The sequence below is a fragment of the Desulfobacter sp. genome, assembly GCA_028768545.1.
GTDB lineage: Bacteria > Desulfobacterota > Desulfobacteria > Desulfobacterales > Desulfobacteraceae > Desulfobacter.
In genome coordinates, this window is the sequence record CP054838.1 from 259117 (window position 1) to 278874 (window position 19758).

17 protein-coding genes are annotated in these 19758 nt (G+C 48.3%); 12 read left to right on the forward strand and 5 right to left on the reverse strand.

The features are described from left to right. Position 1: 1 nt before the first annotated feature. Positions 2 to 640 (reverse strand): YigZ family protein, encoded by a 639-nt coding sequence (locus HUN05_01215; protein WDP83952.1) that lies wholly within the window; start codon positions 638 to 640, stop codon positions 2 to 4. A 451-nt stretch (positions 641 to 1091) separates the two neighbouring features. On the opposite strand from HUN05_01215, the gene HUN05_01220 reads away from it, so the two are divergent. The 6 genes from HUN05_01220 (at position 1092) to HUN05_01245 (ending at position 7339) form a co-directional block, all read left to right on the forward strand. After that, entirely contained in the window at positions 1092 to 1694 is a 603-nt protein-coding gene (locus HUN05_01220; GenBank protein ID WDP83953.1) for a hypothetical protein, read from the forward strand. Between the two features lie 73 nt (positions 1695 to 1767). After that, complete coding sequence (locus tag HUN05_01225) at positions 1768 to 1950, forward strand: hypothetical protein (protein WDP83954.1); 183 nt, start codon at positions 1768 to 1770, stop codon at positions 1948 to 1950. A 56-nt stretch (positions 1951 to 2006) separates the two neighbouring features. Continuing rightward, the gene (locus HUN05_01230) at positions 2007 to 3167 is read left to right on the forward strand and encodes a hypothetical protein (protein ID WDP83955.1); all 1161 of its coding nucleotides are present in this window, start codon (positions 2007 to 2009) and stop codon (positions 3165 to 3167) included. 34 nt (positions 3168 to 3201) lie between these two features. After that, positions 3202 to 5034 (forward strand): response regulator, encoded by a 1833-nt coding sequence (locus HUN05_01235; protein ID WDP83956.1) that lies wholly within the window; start codon positions 3202 to 3204, stop codon positions 5032 to 5034. A 21-nt stretch (positions 5035 to 5055) separates the two neighbouring features. Continuing rightward, positions 5056 to 5877: a purine-nucleoside phosphorylase gene (locus HUN05_01240; GenBank protein ID WDP83957.1), complete on the forward strand. Its 822-nt coding sequence runs from the start codon at positions 5056 to 5058 to the stop codon at positions 5875 to 5877. Between the two features lie 250 nt (positions 5878 to 6127). Continuing rightward, complete coding sequence (locus HUN05_01245; GenBank protein ID WDP83958.1) at positions 6128 to 7339, forward strand: IS256 family transposase; 1212 nt, start codon at positions 6128 to 6130, stop codon at positions 7337 to 7339. Between the two features lie 56 nt (positions 7340 to 7395). Here the strand turns inward: HUN05_01245 and HUN05_01250 are convergent, their stop codons facing one another. Further along, complete coding sequence (locus tag HUN05_01250; GenBank protein WDP83959.1) at positions 7396 to 9627, reverse strand: PAS domain S-box protein; 2232 nt, start codon at positions 9625 to 9627, stop codon at positions 7396 to 7398. Between the two features lie 417 nt (positions 9628 to 10044). Between HUN05_01250 and HUN05_01255 the strand changes: the two genes are divergently transcribed. After that, positions 10045 to 10950, forward strand: coding sequence for an exopolyphosphatase (locus HUN05_01255; GenBank protein WDP83960.1), 906 nt, complete (start codon positions 10045 to 10047; stop codon positions 10948 to 10950). A gap of 173 nt (positions 10951 to 11123) precedes the next feature. On the opposite strand, the gene HUN05_01260 is transcribed toward HUN05_01255, so the two are convergent. Further along, positions 11124 to 12263, reverse strand: coding sequence for a PAS domain S-box protein (locus tag HUN05_01260; protein WDP83961.1), 1140 nt, complete (start codon positions 12261 to 12263; stop codon positions 11124 to 11126). Positions 12264 to 12585: 322 nt separating this feature from the next. On the opposite strand from HUN05_01260, the gene HUN05_01265 reads away from it, so the two are divergent. The 5 genes from HUN05_01265 to HUN05_01285 all read left to right on the forward strand — a co-directional run bounded on the left by HUN05_01265 (position 12586) and on the right by HUN05_01285 (position 15725). Next, the gene (locus tag HUN05_01265) at positions 12586 to 12891 is read left to right on the forward strand and encodes an MTH1187 family thiamine-binding protein (protein ID WDP83962.1); all 306 of its coding nucleotides are present in this window, start codon (positions 12586 to 12588) and stop codon (positions 12889 to 12891) included. 95 nt (positions 12892 to 12986) lie between these two features. Then, positions 12987 to 13406 (forward strand): hotdog fold thioesterase, encoded by a 420-nt coding sequence (locus HUN05_01270; GenBank protein WDP83963.1) that lies wholly within the window; start codon positions 12987 to 12989, stop codon positions 13404 to 13406. A gap of 174 nt (positions 13407 to 13580) precedes the next feature. Then, a complete protein-coding gene (locus tag HUN05_01275) occupies positions 13581 to 14171 on the forward strand; it encodes a TrmH family RNA methyltransferase (protein WDP83964.1) in 591 nt (196 codons plus the stop codon). Beyond that, entirely contained in the window at positions 14168 to 14947 is a 780-nt protein-coding gene (gene nadE / locus HUN05_01280) for an NAD(+) synthase (protein ID WDP83965.1), read from the forward strand. Before HUN05_01275 ends, nadE begins: the two co-directional genes overlap by 4 nt. Before the next feature lie 19 nt (positions 14948 to 14966). Continuing rightward, complete coding sequence (locus tag HUN05_01285) at positions 14967 to 15725, forward strand: TSUP family transporter (protein WDP83966.1); 759 nt, start codon at positions 14967 to 14969, stop codon at positions 15723 to 15725. A gap of 10 nt (positions 15726 to 15735) precedes the next feature. Here HUN05_01285 and HUN05_01290 read toward each other — a convergent pair whose 3' ends face one another. After that, positions 15736 to 18264 carry a helix-turn-helix domain-containing protein gene (locus HUN05_01290; GenBank protein WDP87868.1) on the reverse strand — a complete coding sequence of 843 codons (2529 nt, stop codon included), beginning with the start codon at positions 18262 to 18264 and terminating at the stop codon, positions 15736 to 15738. 71 nt (positions 18265 to 18335) lie between these two features. Continuing rightward, a complete protein-coding gene (locus HUN05_01295) occupies positions 18336 to 19757 on the reverse strand; it encodes an efflux transporter outer membrane subunit (protein ID WDP83967.1) in 1422 nt (473 codons plus the stop codon). Position 19758 lies beyond the last annotated feature (1 nt).

The following is a 19758-nucleotide window of genomic DNA, read 5'->3' on the forward strand; positions in this document are numbered from 1 at the left end:
CTTAATCCAAGCCGGGCCGGGTATATTCAAGGGACCCTGAATGCTTGTATTCAGATAAAAAACATTCAACCTTGTCAAGATCTGCCAGTTCGACCTCAAGATCGTGGACAACCTTTTCCCCGTAGTCTGTATGGATCACCTGGGCTCTGAATGATTTGATCCTGTTCAAAAAGGAATCGTTCATCCCATAGCTCAGATCCACCCGGAACAATTCGGTTTTCAACAATTTTATCAGGGGTTTTTGATCAATGGCGGCAGCAACTGAGAGAGAATAGGCCTCAATCAAGCCCCGGATGCCCAGCTTGACCCCTCCGAAATGCCGGGTCACCACAGCAGCCACGCATGTCATATCATGTCCCAGCAGGGTATTGAGCATGGGTTTTCCTGCCGTGCCGGCCGGTTCTCCTGCATCTGAACAATGGCTGATCTCCCCCTGATCCCCCACCACATAAGCCCAGCAATTATGAGTAGCGGTTTTATGTTCCCTGGCCACGGCGGTGATAAATTGCTTTGCCGCGGCCATGGAGTCGGCATAGGCCAGCGAACAGATAAAGCTGGACCGTTTGATTTTGATCTGGGCCTCTCTTGGCGGGTCTGTCTTGCACCTGCCCACAGAATAGTAATATTTCAGCGAGTTCATGGGTTTAGGGTATAATACAAATAAGGATCAAAGAAAAGCTTTTGACCGGCCTCTTTATTCTTTGGTTGCACAGCCCGGGTTTATGATGAGGGATAATAGACAAGCCCCTTTGCCTGGTCCGGATTTTACAAAGGGTTATCCAGAATCCACAGCCTAATTTTATATTTTAATTTTGGCCATCTTCCCTGCCTTGCGGGTGGATTCAGGATCGCATCATCTCATTGACAACCGGTTTGTTTTATTATAAAAGACACCTCTTTTGTTTTGGATGAATCATTGTTTTTTGTGCAAAATTACAGAATATCTTGCCTGCCGAACAGACTGGATGTTTACCCCATTAGATCCTTGATAAGTTTATGACCTATTTTACCCCCCCCCCATAAAAAATATGCTTAATTTTGTTTTCGGCCCGTTAGGGCAATTTGAACCCGAGCACCGGTGTTTAAACGGGATGTGCGCCTTTCTGGCCATTATCCTGTTTGTCAGCATCCCTTTTAACCAATGGATCCGCCCGGATAAAGCCCTGGCCATTGGCGGTCTTGTCTTCGGGCTTGGCTTTTGTTTTCTTTACTACCTGGCCCGGGTTAAGACTGTTTTTTTACCCGTATACTGGGGTTGCATCGGATTTGCCTCTGCCTTTACCCTTTTGTCCTGGATCTATACCGACGGCATTTCAGGGCCGACCATTATCTTTTCTTTGATCATCCTTTCTTTGGCCAACCTCATCGTTACCGGAAAAAACCGGTTAATTTCCATTCTGTTGCTCTGCGGCCCCATGGGGCTGCTCTTTTTTGGCCAATACCTCTGGCCATCCGCCATTGTTGCCTATGCGTCCGGCCCGGCCAGGTTTATTGACCTTTATACCACCTATTTTATGGCCGCTGTGACCCTCTCTTTTGTCATGCATCTGACAATGGCCCATCTTAAATCGGAGCAGAAAAAGGCAAGGCAGAATGAAAAAAGACTCATGGCCATCCTGGACAATATTCCCGACATAGTCTGGTTTAAGGATAAAAACACAAAATTGGGCGCATTCCCATTTTCCCGGTTTTAAAAAGGCCTGTCTTTTAGAGCAAAAAGAATGATATCCTCTGTTACGCTGAAATGAACATAAATGGATTGTGCTAATGAAGAAAGCTGAAGATTGTAATACTGTTGATGAAGTCCTTGCATGCCTCAAAGAACTGGAAGAAGATCCAAATCGCTTGGTTCGTAACGCTAACAAATTAGAACAGATGGAGCAGGAAATCCTTGAGTATACAAATCGGATAAGCGCTTTTTTTTTAAAAAAAAGATCCAGGCCTCAGTAGATTCCTCTGAACAGGTCGACCAAGAAAAAGAATTGATGTCCAATTGGCCGGGCCGGATGAAAAGCGAAGGGCTTGAGACCGTTTGGATTCAGCTTTGTACAGATAGTTCGGTTGATATTCATGTTCGATACTATCGAAGATCCTGTGACCGCCGAAAAGGAAAAAGATATAAAGGTGCATACGCTGGCTTAATCCTTCTTGGAATCCATGATCGCTGCTCGCCTGCTTTGGCTTCTATGGTGAGTTCTTGGTCAGCCTTATTAAGTTCTTTTGAAGAAGTCCGTCAAGTGCTTTGTGACCGTGGGATGACGTTGGGTATAAAGGTCATCCGTAAACTGACCTATCGGTACGCAGAGCGGGCTCGAGCCGAACAACAAGCGGGCCGAATCCCATTAAATGATAGAGATTTACTTGAAGGGCGGCGAGTCGTTATCAGCACTGATGGTGGCCGCACTCGGCTCAGAGAGAAGAAAAGGGGACCAAAAACCCAAAAGGATAGAACCCGATTTCGTGGGGCATGGCGAGAACCCAAGCTTTTGATCATTTATGTAGTGGACGCCCATGGAAAACAAGAAAAAAGCTTTTCACCATTTATTGATGGCTGTTTCAATGGACCGGATGGTGTATTCCACTTGTTAAAGGGTTATTTGAACTCCCTTCATATTCAGAACTCAGACAAAATACTGTTTGTTGCAGATGGGGCACATTGGATTTGGAATCGAATCCCCGGACTGCTAAAAGCATTGGGTTTGGCTCCTGAGCGTGTGTATGAACTTCTCGATTTCTACCATGCAGTTGAGCATCTGGGTACAGTAGCAGGCTTAAGGAAGACCTGGTCATCCAAGGAACGCAAACGCTGGGTATCGAAGCAGCGAGGTCTTCTGCTGAAGGGAAAGGCGATTGAGGTGGTACAGGCCGTCCAGAAGCTTTGTAGAGGCAGAAACAGTAAGGCTATCAAGACGGAACGGGATTATTTTGTGCGCAATGAACTGAGGCTTAATTTCTCAACTGTAAAAGCGTTGAACTTACCTATTGGCAGCGGTGCTATTGAAAGTTCGATTCGGAGAGTCGTGAATTTACGTCTTAAAGGTCCATGCATCTTTTGGTATCGGGAGAATGCAGAAAAAATGATTATGCTGCGATCATTTTATAAAGCAGGGCGTTGGAACTGCCTGAAGCAGATGGCAAACATGCACAATCCAGTGCCAGCGGTATAACCGGGAAAATGGGAATGCGCCCACAAAATTTGTCATGGCCAACCAGGCCTTTGCAAATTTTGTGGGTCTTCAGCCCGAAAATATCATCAACAAATCCTGCGCTGATCTCTGGCCGGAAAAACTGGCTGAACAATTTGAAAAAGAAGACCTGTGCATCCTGGAAACAGGGTTCCCCATTAAAAATCAAAGGCTCATAAAGGACAGGCAAAACAAGTTGCGGCGATTCCAGGTCGTTAAAAAAAGCCTCAAGGGTCAGACCCGAAGCACAGACGGCATCATGGGCATATCAAGGGATATTACCATCCGCCACGAGTATGAAGAACAACTCAAACAATACAAGCGGATCGTCGATACCTCACAAGACCAAATTGCCCTGATCAACAGGGCATATCAATATGAAGCGGTGAGTGACAGCTATCTTAAGGCATACGGGTTTGAGGAAAACCAAATGCTGGGCAAAACCATTCCCGAGGTATTGAGTGAATCAATATTTGAAACAAAGATCAAGCCCCGGCTCGACAAGGGATTTTCAGGGCAAATGTTTAATATCCAGGATGAGATAAAGTACCAAGGGATTGGCAACCGCCAGGTGGATATTACCATCTGTCCCTATACGGATCATTCAGGAAAGACAAACCGCCTGGTGGTTCATATCAGAGACATCTCAGAAAAAATACAGATGGAAAAACAGCTGGTCACCTCCCAGAAAATGGAAGCCATCGGCACATTGGCAGGCGGAATTGCCCATGATTTCAACAATATTCTTTCGGGAATCCTCGGGTATGCCCAATTGGGAAAACTCAACCTTGACCATCCTGAAAAACTGACCCGCCATCTTGAACAGATTATCAAGGGGTCAAACCGTGCCGTGGACATGGTCAGGCAGATACTCACCTTCAGCAGAAAATACCAGTATAAAAAACACCCCCTGAAAATCGCCCTGATTGTCAAAGAGGCGGCAAAACTGCTCAGGGCATCCATCCCCTCATTTATTGAAATTAAAACCCAGGTCTCTTCCCAGTCGACCATTCTTGCAGATCCCACCCACATTCACCAGGTGATCATGAACCTGTGCACCAATTCCTTTCAGGCCATTTCAGGGGACAAGGGTCTTTTGTCCATTCAACTGGATGATGTCATCCTCACCCGAGAAGAGATCAGGCAGGAGACAAAAATTTTGCCAGGGGCCTATGTTAAACTCCGGGTAAGGGATACCGGAACCGGCATGGATGATCATACATTGGAAAAGATATTCAACCCCTATTTTACCACCAAAGAAACCGGCCAGGGAACCGGAATGGGATTGTCAATCGTCCATGGAATTGTTCAAGACCATGGCGGATTTATTCTGGTGGACAACCAGCTAAATAAAGGCACCTGTTTCAGCGTTTTCTTTCCTGTGCATGACAGGGAAAAAGACTCCCGCCCGCCAGGAGAGACAGACCCTATTCTGCCCGGACAAAAAGAAACCATCATGGTGGTGGATGATGAACCGTCCGTGCTCGAGTCAAGCATTGAATTTCTTAAAGACCTGGGGTATCAGGTCCATGCCTTTAAAGACAGCCTAGAGGCCTTGGACGAATTTAAACAATCTCCCCAAAAATTTGATCTGGTCATCACGGATATGACCATGCCGAAAATGACAGGAGAAAGGCTTTCAATGAAAATGCTGGCATTGAAAAAAGATCTGCCCATTATCCTGTGCACGGATTACAGCGAACGAATCACCAAAAAAGAGGCCCAAAAGATAGGCATATTAAAATTTATTGAAAAGCCCATTGTCGGCCCGCCTTTGTCCAAATTGATCCGGGATATCCTTGACCCTAAATATATGGTAAAAAGAGAAGAGAGCCGTCCGGTCTCATAACGTTTAAACAAAGGATCTCTTATGGCATCATTCCGGCAGAAAGTCATTGAAACCGCCTGTTTTATAAAATCGCGCATCCATGTCCGGCCCGACATGGGCGTCATCATGGGCACGGGCCTGTCAGAGACCCTTTCAGACCTAGAACAGATTCATTGGTTTGACTACATAGATCTTCCCCATTTCCCCAAGGCCACGGTGGACAGCCACAAAGGATCTCTTGTCCACGGCAGGCTCGGAAAAAAAGAAATCCTTGTTTTCCAGGGACGATTCCACCTGTACGAGGGCTATACCCCTCAGGAAGTCACCTTTCCCGTCCGCCTGCTCCAGGAATTAAAGGTCCCAATGCTCATTCTATCCAACGCCGCCGGCGGCATTAACCTAAACTTTTCTTCCGGTGATATCATGCTCATCCAGGACCATATTAATTTAACAGGGAAAAATCCTTTGACCGGTCCCCAGGAAGAGGCCTGGGGAATTCGATTCCCGAATATGACCCAGGTCTATGATCAAAGATTAAAGGACATGGCCAAAGCATCGGCAGCCGCCACAGGCATATCCTTGCAACAGGGCATCTATGCCGGATTAACAGGGCCAAGCCTTGAGACCCCTGCTGAAACAAGATATTTAAAAGCCATTGGCGGGGATGCCGTGGGCTTTTCCACCATCATGGAAGCCATTGCCGGGGTTCATGCCGGCATGCAGATTCTGGGACTCTCTTTAATTACCAATATCAATGATCCGGACGATCCTGCAAAAACCACTTTGGAAGAGGTGGTCAAAACCGCGGCCAGGGCATCAATCCAACTAAACCGTTTGATCTCCCATCTGATCACCCGGCTTTAAACATTCGCTTGATTCGTGGGGGGGGGGGTGTCCAACGCCTGTCGAATCAGGGCAGACAATTGATTCATCTCCACGGGTTTGCTTAAAATCCCTGCCACGCAAGCATCAAATTTTATATCAATATGGGACCCCAACCCTGTGCAGAGGAGTATTGGCTGCTGTGGATCAATGGCGCAAATTTCGAGGGCGTTCAAAATTCTGTGTCAGTTGAATGAAAGCTGATATACTCAGCTAAATAAGGAGAACTGACATGACCGAAGAAAACACCGAATTTGATTTTCAAAAAGCCCTTAAAGGCATCCAGGAAGGTAAACCCTTCACAGGTAAGGGCGGCGTCCTTACATCATTAATCAAAAATCTTGCTGAAGCTGCTCTTGAAGGAGAGTTGGAGTCCCATCTCGGGCAGGAAGTTTCTGCCAACCGCCGTAATGGAAAAAGCAAAAAGACCATTAAATCCCTGGATGGTAAATTTGAGCTAAAAACCCCGCGTGACAGGGCCGGAACCTTCTCTCCACAGATCGTCAAAAAACATCAGACAACGCTCAGCGATGAAATTGAAAGAAAGATAATAGCCCTTTACGGCCTGGGCATGAGTTATAATGATATGGCTTCCCATTTACAGGAAATCTATGGACTTGAGATTTCAAATGCCACTCTGAGCACCATTACCGATAAAATCATCCATACCGTCAAAGAATGGCAGGCCAGGCCGTTGGAAAATGTGTACCCAATCGTATGGCTTGATGCCATACATTATAAAGTACGAGAAAACGGAAAGGTCGGCAGCAAAGCCGTTTACACAATTCTTGGGGTGAATATCGAGGGCCGCAAAGAGGTTCTTGGGCTGTACATATCCGAGAATGAGGGTGCGAACTTCTGGCTGCAGGTGTTAACAGACCTTTCAAACCGAGGGGTAAAAGATATCCTGATTGCCTGTGTTGATGGTCTAAAAGGTTTTCCCGAGGCCATTGAGACCATATTCCCGGACACAGAAGTTCAACTCTGCGTAGTCCACCAGATCCGAAATTCATTGAAATACGTTGGTTCCAAAAATAAAAAGGAATTTATGGCAGATCTAAAACGTGTTTATAAAGCGGTCAATAAGGATCTGGCCGAAGAAGAACTGGATATCTTGGAAAATAAATGGAATGACAAATACCCGATTGTGATAAAATCCTGGCGGAACAACTGGGAACGCCTCAGTCATTTCTTTAAATATCCAGAAGAGATTCGACGGATAATATACACCACAAATACCATTGAGGCTGTGCATCGACAGTTTCGAAAACTGACCAAAACAAAGGGATCATTCCCGAACCAGGACAGCCTGTTAAAGCTGCTTTACATGGGGATCCAGAACGCCAGTAAAAAATGGACAATGCCGATTCAAAATTGGTCACTGACAATTTCCCAGTTGGCAATTTTCTTTGAAGGCCGGCTGGATAAAGAGCTGGGAATTTGATAGGGATTTATTTACAGATGGAAAAGATGGTTCCAGGAACTCCACTCCAGCAAAAGTCAACTCCTCCGACGTGGCTGATTGAAGGCCCATTCTCGGACCTGACTTTTACTTCCGCTGGCGCTGAGGCAGATCCGGGAACCGAAACCGTGACACAGAATTCTGAACATTCCCCAAATTTCTTTTGCCAGCTGCCCCCCGTCCATATCCGGCATGGTAAAATCAGTAATCACCAAATCAAACCCGCCAGGATTCAACCCATAGGCAATCAAGGCATCTTTACCCGTGGAAAAACAAACCACCCGATACCCTAACCGCTCCAAAAGCTGGGTATGCATAAGGGCAACTTTGGGTTCATCATCCACCAGCAGAACAGACTCGGTTCCCTTGACCAGGTTCAACGCCTTGGGTTCTGCCTCCCAGGCCTCTCCCTGCTTGGGGCATACCGGAAAATAGAGTTTAAAATGCGTGCCTTGACCCAAACGGCTTTCCACCAGAATATCTCCGCCATGATCTTTGACAATCCCGAGAACCACAGAAAGTCCGATACCCGACCCCCTGCCGTCTTTTTTTGTGGTAAAATACGGTTCAAAAATTTGGGGAAGCACGGCCGGATCAATGCCCTGGCCCGTATCTGAAATGGACAGGCAGACATAGCTGCCCTGTGCAATGCCCTGGGTATCATCCAGAATTTTCTGCCGGAACAAGGCCACCTCAAGACAGCCCCCCGTTTCCATGGCATGATAGGCATTGGTCGCAAGGTTCATGATTACCTGATGGACCTGGACCGGATCTGCCATAATATAACCGCAGTCCAGGTCAATCCGGGCCTGAATTTTAACGGACGAGGGTAAAAAAGAACGGACCAGCACCATGGACTCCTCCACGGCATTTCCGGCCTTGATGGGCATGAATTGATGGGCTTTTTGCCGGCTGAAGGTCAGAATCTGGCTGACCAAATCTTTGGCATGCCGGGTACAGTCTAAAATGACCTGAATCCGATCTTTCTCCTGGGGATCCCTGTCCTGGTCCATGAGCATTATCTGGGCGTAGCCTGAAACAGGAGAGAGCACATTGTTAAAATCATGGGCAATCCCCCTTGCCAGGGTGCCGATGGCCTCCATTTTCTGAGCATAGTATAATTGTTTTTCCAGGGTTTTGCGTTTTGAAATATCCACGGCCATGGCCCGCATTTTTCTTATCTCACCTTGTTCATCCCGGATGGCGTCCACTGAGAGGCTGGTCCAGACAAGCCCTCCTTTCTTGTGAATCAGGCAAAGTTCAAGATCTTTTACCCTGGATCCTTTTTCAAGACGTTTCCAAATGGTTTTAAACCCGAGATCCCCTGTTACGGAATCAGAAAACAATTGATATGCAGACCTGCCAATCAGGGTTTTGCGATCAAACCCGGACAATTGTTCCGCCTGACGATTGCATCGATAAATAAGCCCATGGGCATCCAAATAAAAATAAGCAATGGGGGCATGTTCATAGAGGTCCCTGAATTTTTTCTCATTTTTGGACAGGTCTGCATAGGCCTTTCGCAAATGCGCTTCCTTATGCCAGAGAAGCTGAGCCCCCTGGCCCTTGAGCCGTTCAAGATATGCAAGAGAAGAGGTTTTCACCATGCGGATCAAAATATCCAGGCGCTGGCGCAGATCTTTTTCCCGGATAAATGTTCCCTCCTGGACTTTTAAAAGTTGGGGATCCGCCGTATTGATGACCAGGATTCCATAATCCGGAAGAATGATATAAATAGAATTGCTTGAATTAAAATGTTTAACAATCCGTGTATCTACCTTGATGTGGTTCTTGGGCCTTGAAATTCGGTTGCCATTGTAGATAAAAAAAGGAATTTGGCAATATCCGCCCATATCCTTGAAATTGTTAAGGACCGGGTCCGTATCCGGACAGATGACCACGTTGATCCCTTTTCTATAATAATCGGCACAATTTCTAAGTACATAGGCAATAATACCGTGATTGTCTTCGAGCTGGCCATTGGCATCTTTTTTATAAAAAAATACAGGACTCAACTTCCTTGCCGTGACAATATAGGTGCCCAAAAATCTGAGTATCAGGCCGGCAGCACCCTTGCCGTCAAACCGGTCCATGATGCCCCGGTCCCAGGATGAGGAGGGCAAAAAACGCATCTGGCTCTCATCTGTGCCGTACAGCAGGCCTGAATGCCTGGCCCCCAAAAGATCAAGGGAAATGGCCAAGAGTTGTTTTAAGGGATTTTTCCCCTTGAAAAAATCTTTTTCAATACGCTTAAAGCTCAATGGTTTCATTGGACCCAGCCTTTTAACCCGAATTTTTCACGAATCGATTCTGCTCTAGCGGCAAGGCGCCAGGCCTTAAAGCCGCAGTGACTTTACTGCAAACGGTCTGCAACGCCTCAGATGAAGTAAAATCGGTTCGCCCGAAGGGTGACAATTTGCACCCTTGGAATTGGTTTGGTAAAGAATTATAACTTGCTGTATTTATATAGATTAGCATCCAGCCCCCTCAATTTATCATGAAATATTCGGGTTGATGACACTTTCAAAAAGTTGTAAATATAAAATCACAGTCCCATGGCAGGGTCAAGCCAAACCCCTTGAAAAAAAGGCGGTTTAAATATCACCTTGAAAAATCCAGGTGTATGCTTTATCAATAAGGCATATTGGCCAAGACTCCCCTATCATTAAAATATTTAAGGATACCCCATGAGAATAGTGACCCGCCCGGATTTTGACGGTATTGTCTGTGCCGTTCTTCTCCTTGAGGCAGAAAACAGCACCATGGATATTGTCTGGATGGAACCCAACGAGGTCCAGTCAGGAAAGGCTCCTGTCTGCAAGGGAGATATCATGGCCAACCTGCCCTGGCACCCCAATGCCGGTCTCTGGTTCGACCATCATGTCTCCAACAAGCCTGAGACTCAAGTTGCCGGAGCCTTTGACATTGCCCCGTCTGCTGCCGGCGTCATTTACACCTATTATAAAAACCGAAATAAACTTTCCAGCCGGTTTGATGACCTGGTAAAAAATACCGACATGATCGACTCGGCAGACCTGACAAAGGACCAGGTCCAATTTCCAGAAAATTATCCCCATGTCATTTTGTCCATGACCATCCAAAATCGAGGATTTCAGGATATTCCCTATTGGAACCGCCTGGTGGACATGCTCAAAACCATGGATATTGATGCAATACTGGCAGATCCCGAGGTGGCCGGCCGCTGCCAGGCGGTTATCACAGAGAACAAGGCCTTTGGACAATACCTGACTGACTATACCACCTTGAAAGGCAAGATTTCCGTGACGGACTTCAGGCCCCTGGACAAGGTGCCCCAGGGCAATCGGTTTCTGACCTATTCCCTGTTTCCCCATACCATTGCCAGTGTTAAAATCCGGTATGCCGGCCCTGAAAAAACCCATGTTCTGCTCAGCGTGGGCCGCAGCATATTCAACCCCCACTGCCGGGTCAATATCGGAAAAATGCTGTCCGAGTTCGGCGGGGGCGGCCATGCCGGTGCCGGCGGGTGCACCCTTGAGGCCAAAGGAGCCCAGGATACGATTAAGATTATCCTGGCCCGGATGGAGGCCAACGAAGAAGACCCCCCGGGTTGACCCCCTTACCAGGCCCGGGGATCTGTATCGATCCCCGGGCAAATTGTCTCTTTTATTTTTTCCGGGCAAAAATCTTGTTGCCAGCCACAAGTTATTCTTGGTCAATCCGGGTCCAGGCCCTGCGGATGATAATGTTCACCCTCCGGCCGAGGTATCATACCCGATCAAAAAAATCATAACAGGCTTGTGTCCGTCAACGGCAGTTCCTGTGCAGCATCAATATCAAAGATTTTCTTGCCTTCGGCATAATCCTTGGTGGCATATTGCGAAATGCTTTGAATTTTTGAAGACAATTCTATCATTCTCAATGTGTGCTTTTTGATCAGATGGATTAAATTCTCTTTCTGGGATTGTGCCAGGTTTGGATTGGCCAATTTTTCAATGCCGATGGATACCACCTGTAAAGGGTTGTTCAGCTCGTGGCTGACAGCTCCTGCCATTTCAAGGATCGCTCTTAATTTCTCTTTGTCCCGCTGTTCCTTTGAAATCTGCTTTTGCTTGGTGATATCCATAAAATATCCCAAGGCAGCCCGGGTCCCCTCGTGTTTCACAGGGGTAATGGTTTCCATTACCCATTTTACTTGACCCGTATGGGTTACGACGCAAAACTCATAAGGGGTGGTTCTTTGCCCGGTCAGCATCAAAACGGCAGTTTTCCGGACATGTGCTCTGTAATCTTTGTGCACAAGATCCAGAGATTCCATGCCGATCAATTGCGTTTTTGTATACCCTGTAATTCTGCAAAATTCGGGGTTCACATACTTGAATCGTCGGTCCTGCAGGATATAGCTGCCGATCATGGCACTGTTGCGGCTGTGTTCGAGTTCATCTTCGATTTGTTTTTTTTGGGTATTATCCCTTATGAATCCTTCTATGGCAACGGCCCTGTTCTGGCTGTCCCGGACGATCGACCACCGGTCATGCATCCATCGGGTTGTTCCGTCGGAATTAATGTAGCGGTATTCAACCTCTCCCTGGGTCCCCCCGGTCTTTAAGGTGTTCCCCCTTGCCGCCCTGAGTTTTTCGATGTCTTCCGGGTGGATGTGCTGGGCAGCACTGTAGGAGGATAATAGGGTATGTCCCTCTTCTTCTACCTCGAACAGGTTTAAAAACCGCTTGTTGAAAAAAGGAAAGGTGCCCGAATCAACATCAAACAGATAGATGGCATCCTGGGAAAGGTCGGCAAGCTGCTGAAAACTCTCTGATAATGTCCTAATAATGTCCCGATCATTGTTTTTAAGCTTGGCATCGGTATCCTTCTCCATCTGACGTATTTTTGCTTCCAGTTGTTCGTAGGTCGGTTTCCGGCTCATTATCTTTACCCTGAAACCCCAGGGCCTCGTGTATGATATCGTTTCCGCGGGACCTAACAATTGTGAGTCTATTTGATGAGGGTCCGTGCAACAACCGTCCCGCAATTTGCTTTCTCAATCGTTTGGCTATGTTCATTTCTTTGGCACGGCTTAACCTTTTCTTTTAACCTTATCATACTTTTTTACTTTGTAAATATACTTATTTACGCTTTTTCAAAAGCAAATCATCCCCCCCTTCCCGGCAATCCTGTCCCGGTTGTTGCAAGGATAGGCTGATTTGGCTACAATATCCAAAACCTGAAACAATCAAAAGGAAAGATCCATGAATGTCATTATTGATCTGTGTGTCGTGCCTTTGGGCGTGGGATTGTCCGTATCAAAATATGTTGCTGCCTGCCATGAAATTATCAACCAGGCAGGCCTCAAGTCAGAACTTCACGCATATGGGACAAATATTCAAGGCGATTATGATGCGGTCTTTGGGGTGGTCAAAAAATGCCATGAAAGAATCCATGACATGGGTGCCCCGAGGATTACCACCACAATCAAGCTGGGTACCCGGACAGACCGAGACCAGACCATGGAGGATAAAGTTAAAAGCGTAGAGGAAAAGCTGGGTAAAAATTAAGAGGTCAAAATCCACATGATTTTACTATAAATGCAGCTTTCCCTTTTCTCCTGGTTTGGGTATATTAGGCCCAACTTAACCACAAGGAAACGCCCATGATCTGGAAAAAAGAATTCAAGATAGACGACATGAACCAATTTAGAGACAATACCCTGGTGGGACACCTGGATATTGAATTCCTGGAAAAAGGCGATGATTTTCTCTCAGCTTCCATGCCGGTGGACAAGAGGACAAAACAGCCCATGGGGCTTCTTCACGGGGGGGCATCCGTGGTTCTGGCCGAGACCCTGGGCAGTTCAGCCTCCTATATGACCCTGGAAGAGGGCTTTCACAGTGTCGGGCTTGAAATCAAGGCCAACCACCTGAAAAGCATTTCACAGGGCCGGGTTGTCGGCTGTGCCAAACCAATCCACCTGGGCAAAACCACCCAGGTCTGGGACATTGATATCAAAAGCGAGTCAGGCGATCTTATCTGTATCTCCCGTCTGACCATGGCGGTATTAAACAGCGGATAAGTTTCGCCTGTTTTTTGTAAAAAACCCATTTTCGTACCCATCCGCCCGGGTTTCAAAGGGCTGAGACTGCCCATGGATTTCTCCGGATAAATCCATGGGTGGGGGCAAGGGTTTTGCATTTTTCAATTCAACAGTGTATATCTGCCCTGACATAATTTTTTAAAGAGGATGTGCATGGGGCCCCATAAAATCAGAATGATGATGAGAGCCGAACGGGAGGCCGCCCAAAGAAGGTTCCGTCGCCAGCGCAATAAAAACCGCCTGGCCACTCCCGGTATTCATCAATGTATCATTGTATTGGATCATCTCAAACCCACCTTTAATGTCGGTAAAATTTTCAGGAGTGCTGAAACCTTCGGCTGCCGGGAAATCCACCTTATCGGAATTGATTTTTTTGATCCGGCCCCGTCCATGGGGGCATTCAAGTGGGTGCCGGCCCATTTCCACAACCGGTTTCTCTCCTGTTATGCTCAGCTGCTGGACAGGGGATATACCTTGTTTATTTTGGAGCCGGGACAGGGTGAGGCGGTCATGGATGCCGATCTGCCTGAAAAGAGTGCTTTTGTGTTCGGCCATGAAGAATTCGGCATCAGTTTTGAACCCGATCTTTATCCTGAAATAAAACGGTTGACCATTCCCCAATACGGAAGGTCCCAGAGCCTTAATGTCAGTGTTGCCGCCTCGATTATCCTTTACGAATATACCCGGCAGCAAAAAAAAGAGACCCTTGATCACCCGCTTTGTTTAAAAGAGGAAAACAGATGAAAACCTCACAAGTTGCAGACCATATTATTGACTGGCTCTTTGAATATATTGACGGATCAGGACTCAAGGGATTCACCATCGGCGTTTCCGGGGGAATTGACTCTGCCGTAGCCTCAACCCTCTGCGCCCGAACAGGGAAAAAGGTGCTGGCCCTTAACATGCCAATTTTCCAGGCCCTGGATCAGGTATCCAGATCTGCTGCCCACATCCACTGGCTTGAAACCGCCCATGAAAATGTCAAAGGCATTGATATGGAACTGACCCCGGTGTTTGAACAGCTGCAAAAAGGATTTCCCCAAAACATCCAGGATGATCTGACCATGGCCAATACCCGCTCCCGGCTTAGAATGCTCACCCTGTATGCCTTTGCCTCTCATCACAGGATGCTGGTGGTTGGCACGGGAAACAAAGTTGAAGATTTCGGGGTGGGCTTTTACACCAAATACGGAGACGGGGGAGTGGATATCTCGCCCATTGCCGACCTGACCAAAACCCAGGTGTATGACCTTGGCCGTTACCTGGGCATCCGCCCTGATATCCTTTCGGCACCACCAACGGACGGGCTGTGGGAAGACAACCGGACTGACGAAAGCCAGATCGGTGCCACATACCGGGAGTTGGAATGGGCCATGACCCACGAGGCGGGCCATGACAACCCAAAGCTCAATGAGCGTCAAAAAGAAGTATTGGAAATTTACCGAAAATTCAACCAGGCCAACCAGCATAAAATGGCACCCATTCCGATCTGCACCATCCCTGAACGCCTGAAAGGCTGATCCTGTCGTGGAAGGAACCATGGATATTTCTTTTTTAACCTTTGCCCTCTTATTTTTTACAGGCCTGGTTGCCGGATTTGTGGACGCCATTGCGGGCGGAGGGGGGCTCATTGCCCTGCCGGTGCTTTTGTCCGCAGGACTGCCTCCCCAGATGGCCTTGGGAACCAACAAACTTCAGGGCAGTTTCGGCACCTTGTCCGCCACTGTCAACTTTATCAAAAAAGGCAAGGTGCGCCTCAAAGACAATCTGGTCGGGATCGGGTTTACCCTTGTGGGAGCGGGTATCGGCGCCTGGGCCATCCAGCAGATTGAGGCAGGATTTATCCGCCATCTCATCCCCTTTCTGCTCTTGTTTGTCTTTTTTTATACCTTAGGTTCAAAGGACCTGGGACGGTTGCCGGGCAAGGCCAGAATGAAAAAACATCTCTTTTTCATGGTCTTTGGCCTGGGTCTGGGCTTTTACGACGGATTTTTCGGACCCGGGACAGGCGCCTTCTGGACCGGGGGGCTGCTCATCCTTTTGGGCATGGACATGACAGGGGCCACAGGCACCACAAGGGTCATGAACTTTACCTCAAATGTGGTGGCCCTAAGCATTTTTATCATTGGCGGGAATGTGATTTATTCCGTCGGGCTGATCATGGCCTCAGGCCAGATCATCGGGGCAAGGATCGGATCAAGCATGGCCATCAAAAAAGGGGCGGGGTTTATCCGCCCCATTTTCCTGACCATGGTCTTTTTGACCATTGCACGCCTCATCTATGTCAACTATGTATAGTCCCCAAAATTCACTCTTTTTTTAACAAAAATTTTTCATGGGCCAGCATGGCCTTGATCTGGCCGTAGGAGACCTTGCTGCCCAGTTCATTTTTAAGCTGCCCCAATGATTTGCCCGGAGCAAGGACGGATGCAATGCGATCCTTGATCTCCAAATCAAGGAATTGCTCCACCTTGAGCTCTCCTCTTTCAATAAAATAGCAAAGATGACCCTGGATGGTGGACAGGGCAAGACCCCGCTCATCTGCAATCTTCTGGGCGGACATCCCCGATTCAAACAGGGTAAAACTGATCTGCCGGGTATGGGGTTTTTCTTCCTTGCCCTCCAAAGGAATTGACCGGCTCTCTGTCTCCTGGTCAACGGATTTGGGCAGGGGCAGTTCCATCTGGGTAATCCCTTTTTCCCTTCGATAGGCCCTGACCAGGTCAACCAGTGCCTCACCATATTTTTCAAGGGTTTTGGGCCCCACCCCCTTGAGTTCTGCCAACGCCTCTTTTGTTTTTGGCAGGCAGACAGAGATCTGTACCAGCACCTTTTGATGAAGCACCTGAAAATGGGGCAGCCCTTCTGTCTTGGCCGTTTTACTGCGCCACGCCTTAAGCTGGGTAAACAATTGAGGATGGGCAATATCAAACTCAGAATAATCCAAAGATTTTGTTTTTTTCCGGGCCTGGCCGGGAAGGTCGGCCATGGCAGCACGGGATACGGCCCCAAGATATTTTTCAGGATAAAATCCTTTGGCGCAGGACAAGATGCCTGCCTGTCGAATTTGGATCTCCAGCTTGAGATTGGCCAAAGCGTTTCTCATCTGCCTGCCCAGGGTTTTATTGTCGGTTTCCACAGCCCCTGTTTCAACAAGTTTGCCAAAGACCGCTTCAAATTTTCCGGAAAACCAGACCGAGGCCTTTTGAACCCTTTCCTGGATCCGGGGGCTGGATTCAGGCAAGCTGATTTCCTGCATCAGTCCCTGAAGCTGGGATAAAAATTTTTGGCTCACCCCAAAGATCTCATCTTCTGCCCCGGTCTTGAGGGCATCAATATCAGCCAGGCCCGAGACACTAACCCGGCCCTGGTTTTCCTGAACAAGACGGATAAAATAATAAAACAGCCCTTTAAAAGAGGTGCAGTCAAAACACTGGAAGAGCAACTCCTGTTGAAAGGCAATCCGGGCGGCCTTGAACCTCTCTTCCAAATCCGGATTCTGCCCTGCCTGGTCCATGAAAGAAGCCACTGCCGGATCCACCCCGATCCCCTGGTCCAGAAACGGGGAAGAAAGCACCAGGCCTGTAAGGGTCCGGCACCGGCTCAAGGCCACATAGGTCTGGCCGTGGGCAAAGGCATTCTTGGCATCCACAATTGCCCTGTCAAAGGTCAGCCCCTGGCTTTTGTGGATGGTCACGGCCCAGGCCAGCTTCAAGGGGAACTGCCGAAAGGTTCCGATCACCTTTTCCTGAATGGTCTGATCAGCCGGGTTAACGGTATAGGTGATATTTTCCCATTCCACCGGCTCAACCCTGACAATGGCACCGCCCTCTTTGTCTCCGGGTTCAGGGTCACAGGCCACCACCACCCCTTTATCTTCAATCTGGATGACCCGGCCGATTCTGCCGTTGTAGTATGCCTTGTCCGGGGTGGGATCATTCCTCAAAAACATGACCTGGGCCCCTTTTTTGAGCACAAGCCTGTCCGGGGTGGGAAATGAATGGGCAGGAAACTCCCCTGACAGCTCCGCCACAAGTTCGCAACCGGTTTCATCCAGCCGGTCCAGCCGCTCGATATTAATGGCGTCGGCCTTTTTATTATGGGTGGTCAGGGTGATATACCCTTTTTCAGGCAGGTTTTTGTCCGCACATTGGTTTAAAAGGTCCAAGGTCACCTTATCCAGGCGGTTTTCCCTGACCTGGTTGAGCACCTGGATAAAATGTTCATCTGACTGGCGGTAAATCTTTTTTAATTCCACGGTGATAAAATCGGTCCTGGCCAGGGCATGGCTGGAAAAGAAATAAACCGAATCATAATAGTCAGAGAGCAACTGCCACTCGTTGGCCTTGGCCACAGGGGGCAGCTGAAAAAGGTCCCCGATCAAAAGAAGCTGAACCCCGCCAAAGGGTCTGTCATCACGGCGAAGTTTCTGCAGGACCCCGTCCACGGCATCTAAAAGATCCGCTCTCACCATGGAAATTTCATCAATCACCAGAAGATCCAGGCCCTTGATGATTTGCTTTTTTTCCTTTGAAAACCTGAAAAACCGCTGATTGTCCGAACCCAGACCTCCGGGAATACAGGGGCCGAACGGGAGTTGAAAAAACGAATGAAGGGTCACCCCCCCGGCATTGACCGCAGCCACACCCGTGGGGGCTGTGACCATGATCTGCTTGTCCGTATGATGTTTAAGGGCTTTGAGAAAGGTGGTTTTACCGGTGCCGGCCTTGCCCGTAAGAAAGAGATGAGTGCCGGTATGACGGACAAAGGCCTCCGCCATTTCCATCTCTAAATTGCCGGAAAAATCAATCCTGGAATCAATATTGGCAACCTCCATGTCAGAACGATTCATACCCATATCTTGACCTGACCCGGAATAAAAAAAGCAAACCGGCCAAAAAATCCGTCTTAATTCTGGGGTGCAGCCCCAGCCTTTTCCCCGGCCCGGGCCTCATCGGGCAGAACCCATCCCCCGCCAAGGGCTTTGTACAATTTAACATAGGCCCCTAAAAAAAGCTGGTTGATCTGGGAAAATTCAAGCCTGACTGAAAACAGGGTCCGCTCTGAGTCCAAAACTTCAAGATATGAAGAGACCCCCTTGTCATAGCGTTCAAAACTCAAGTCAGCCGCATTCTCCGCAGCGGCCACCTTTCGGCCTGCCGCAGCCTTTTCCCGGCCATAGGTATTCACCTCCACCAGGGCGTCTTCCACCTCGGCAAAGGCTTTGAGCACGGTATTTTCATAGGTGAATAAGGCCTGGCGGGTCTGTTCCTCTTCGATTTCAACCCGGTGCTTGGCCTTGTTATAATCAAACAAAGGGCCTAAAAGCCCGGCACTCCCGGTCCAGATCCCCCCCTGGTTTGTAATATTTGAAAGTTCGCTGGAGGCCAGGCCAAGACCTGCACTCAGGCTGATGGCCGGAAAGCGCTGTGCCACGGCCACACCGATTTCTTCATTTTGAACATGGAGCAGGGCCAAAGACTGTTGGATTTCAGGGCGGCGTTCCAAAAGATCTGAAGGCAGGACAGAAGGAACATAGGGGGGGATGGACTGATCCTTTATGGGTGCATGGGTCTTTAGGGCAGAGGGCAGCTGTCCCAGCAACAGCGCCAGCACATGCTCGGTTTTGGCAATCATTCGCTCGTAGGTGGGAATGGCGCCCTGGGCAATCTCTTTTTGAATCTGCGCCTGATTCAAATCAATTTCAGGGATAATCCCCTTGTCAAACCGCTGCTGAATAATATCCAGACTCTTCATCCTGGAGTCGTAGGTTTCCTTTGAAATTTCAAGGCGCTGGTGATAATCCAGCAAAAGATAATAGGCGGATGCCACATCTGAAATCAACCGGGTCTCAACGGCCCGCACGCCGTATTCAGAGGCCAGAATCTGGGCCTGGGCCGCAGCAGAGGATCGCTTAAACTTTCCCCATAGATCCAGTTCCCATTGAAGCATGGGGGAAATATACACGGTGGAATTGGTGGTGGCCGAACGTGCGCCTGAAAAATTACCTATGGATCCGCCGGCCTGGATATCAACCCCGGGATACTGGTCTGCGCGGGTAAATCCAAATGCGGCCCTGGCCTCTTCAATCCGGCTCAGGGCGATTTTCAGATCCCGATTGTTTTCCAGAGCGGAAACAACCAATTGGTAAAGCACGGGGTCATTGAACATTTCCCACCACTTTAAGTCCTCAACCGCCCTGGCATCTTTGTCAGCGAACCTGAAATTTGCCGGGGTATTAACCTCAGGCGGAACAAAATCCGGGCCCACGGCTCCGCATCCCTGGATCAAAATCAACAACATGGATATGATGATAAAATAATTTTTCATG

Excerpts from the sequence above, each read along its gene's own strand:
- HUN05_01240 (WDP83957.1), top strand. The coding sequence starts at position 5,056 with ATGGCATCATTCCGGCAGAAAGTCATTGAAACCGCCTGTTTTATAAAA.
- HUN05_01285 (WDP83966.1), top strand. The coding sequence starts at position 14,967 with ATGGATATTTCTTTTTTAACCTTTGCCCTCTTATTTTTTACAGGCCTG.
- HUN05_01225 (WDP83954.1), top strand. The coding sequence starts at position 1,768 with ATGAAGAAAGCTGAAGATTGTAATACTGTTGATGAAGTCCTTGCATGC.
- HUN05_01215 (WDP83952.1), bottom strand. The coding sequence starts at position 640 with ATGAACTCGCTGAAATATTACTATTCTGTGGGCAGGTGCAAGACAGAC.
- HUN05_01275 (WDP83964.1), top strand. The coding sequence starts at position 13,581 with ATGGGGCCCCATAAAATCAGAATGATGATGAGAGCCGAACGGGAGGCC.
- HUN05_01245 (WDP83958.1), top strand. The coding sequence starts at position 6,128 with ATGACCGAAGAAAACACCGAATTTGATTTTCAAAAAGCCCTTAAAGGC.
- HUN05_01265 (WDP83962.1), top strand. The coding sequence starts at position 12,586 with ATGAATGTCATTATTGATCTGTGTGTCGTGCCTTTGGGCGTGGGATTG.
- nadE (WDP83965.1), top strand. The coding sequence starts at position 14,168 with ATGAAAACCTCACAAGTTGCAGACCATATTATTGACTGGCTCTTTGAA.
- HUN05_01220 (WDP83953.1), top strand. The coding sequence starts at position 1,092 with ATGTGCGCCTTTCTGGCCATTATCCTGTTTGTCAGCATCCCTTTTAAC.
- HUN05_01250 (WDP83959.1), bottom strand. The coding sequence starts at position 9,627 with ATGAAACCATTGAGCTTTAAGCGTATTGAAAAAGATTTTTTCAAGGGG.
- HUN05_01255 (WDP83960.1), top strand. The coding sequence starts at position 10,045 with ATGAGAATAGTGACCCGCCCGGATTTTGACGGTATTGTCTGTGCCGTT.
- HUN05_01290 (WDP87868.1), bottom strand. The coding sequence starts at position 18,264 with ATGGAGGTTGCCAATATTGATTCCAGGATTGATTTTTCCGGCAATTTA.
- HUN05_01295 (WDP83967.1), bottom strand. The coding sequence starts at position 19,757 with ATGAAAAATTATTTTATCATCATATCCATGTTGTTGATTTTGATCCAG.
- HUN05_01235 (WDP83956.1), top strand. The coding sequence starts at position 3,202 with ATGGCCAACCAGGCCTTTGCAAATTTTGTGGGTCTTCAGCCCGAAAAT.
- HUN05_01270 (WDP83963.1), top strand. The coding sequence starts at position 12,987 with ATGATCTGGAAAAAAGAATTCAAGATAGACGACATGAACCAATTTAGA.
- HUN05_01260 (WDP83961.1), bottom strand. The coding sequence starts at position 12,263 with ATGAGCCGGAAACCGACCTACGAACAACTGGAAGCAAAAATACGTCAG.
- HUN05_01230 (WDP83955.1), top strand. The coding sequence starts at position 2,007 with ATGAAAAGCGAAGGGCTTGAGACCGTTTGGATTCAGCTTTGTACAGAT.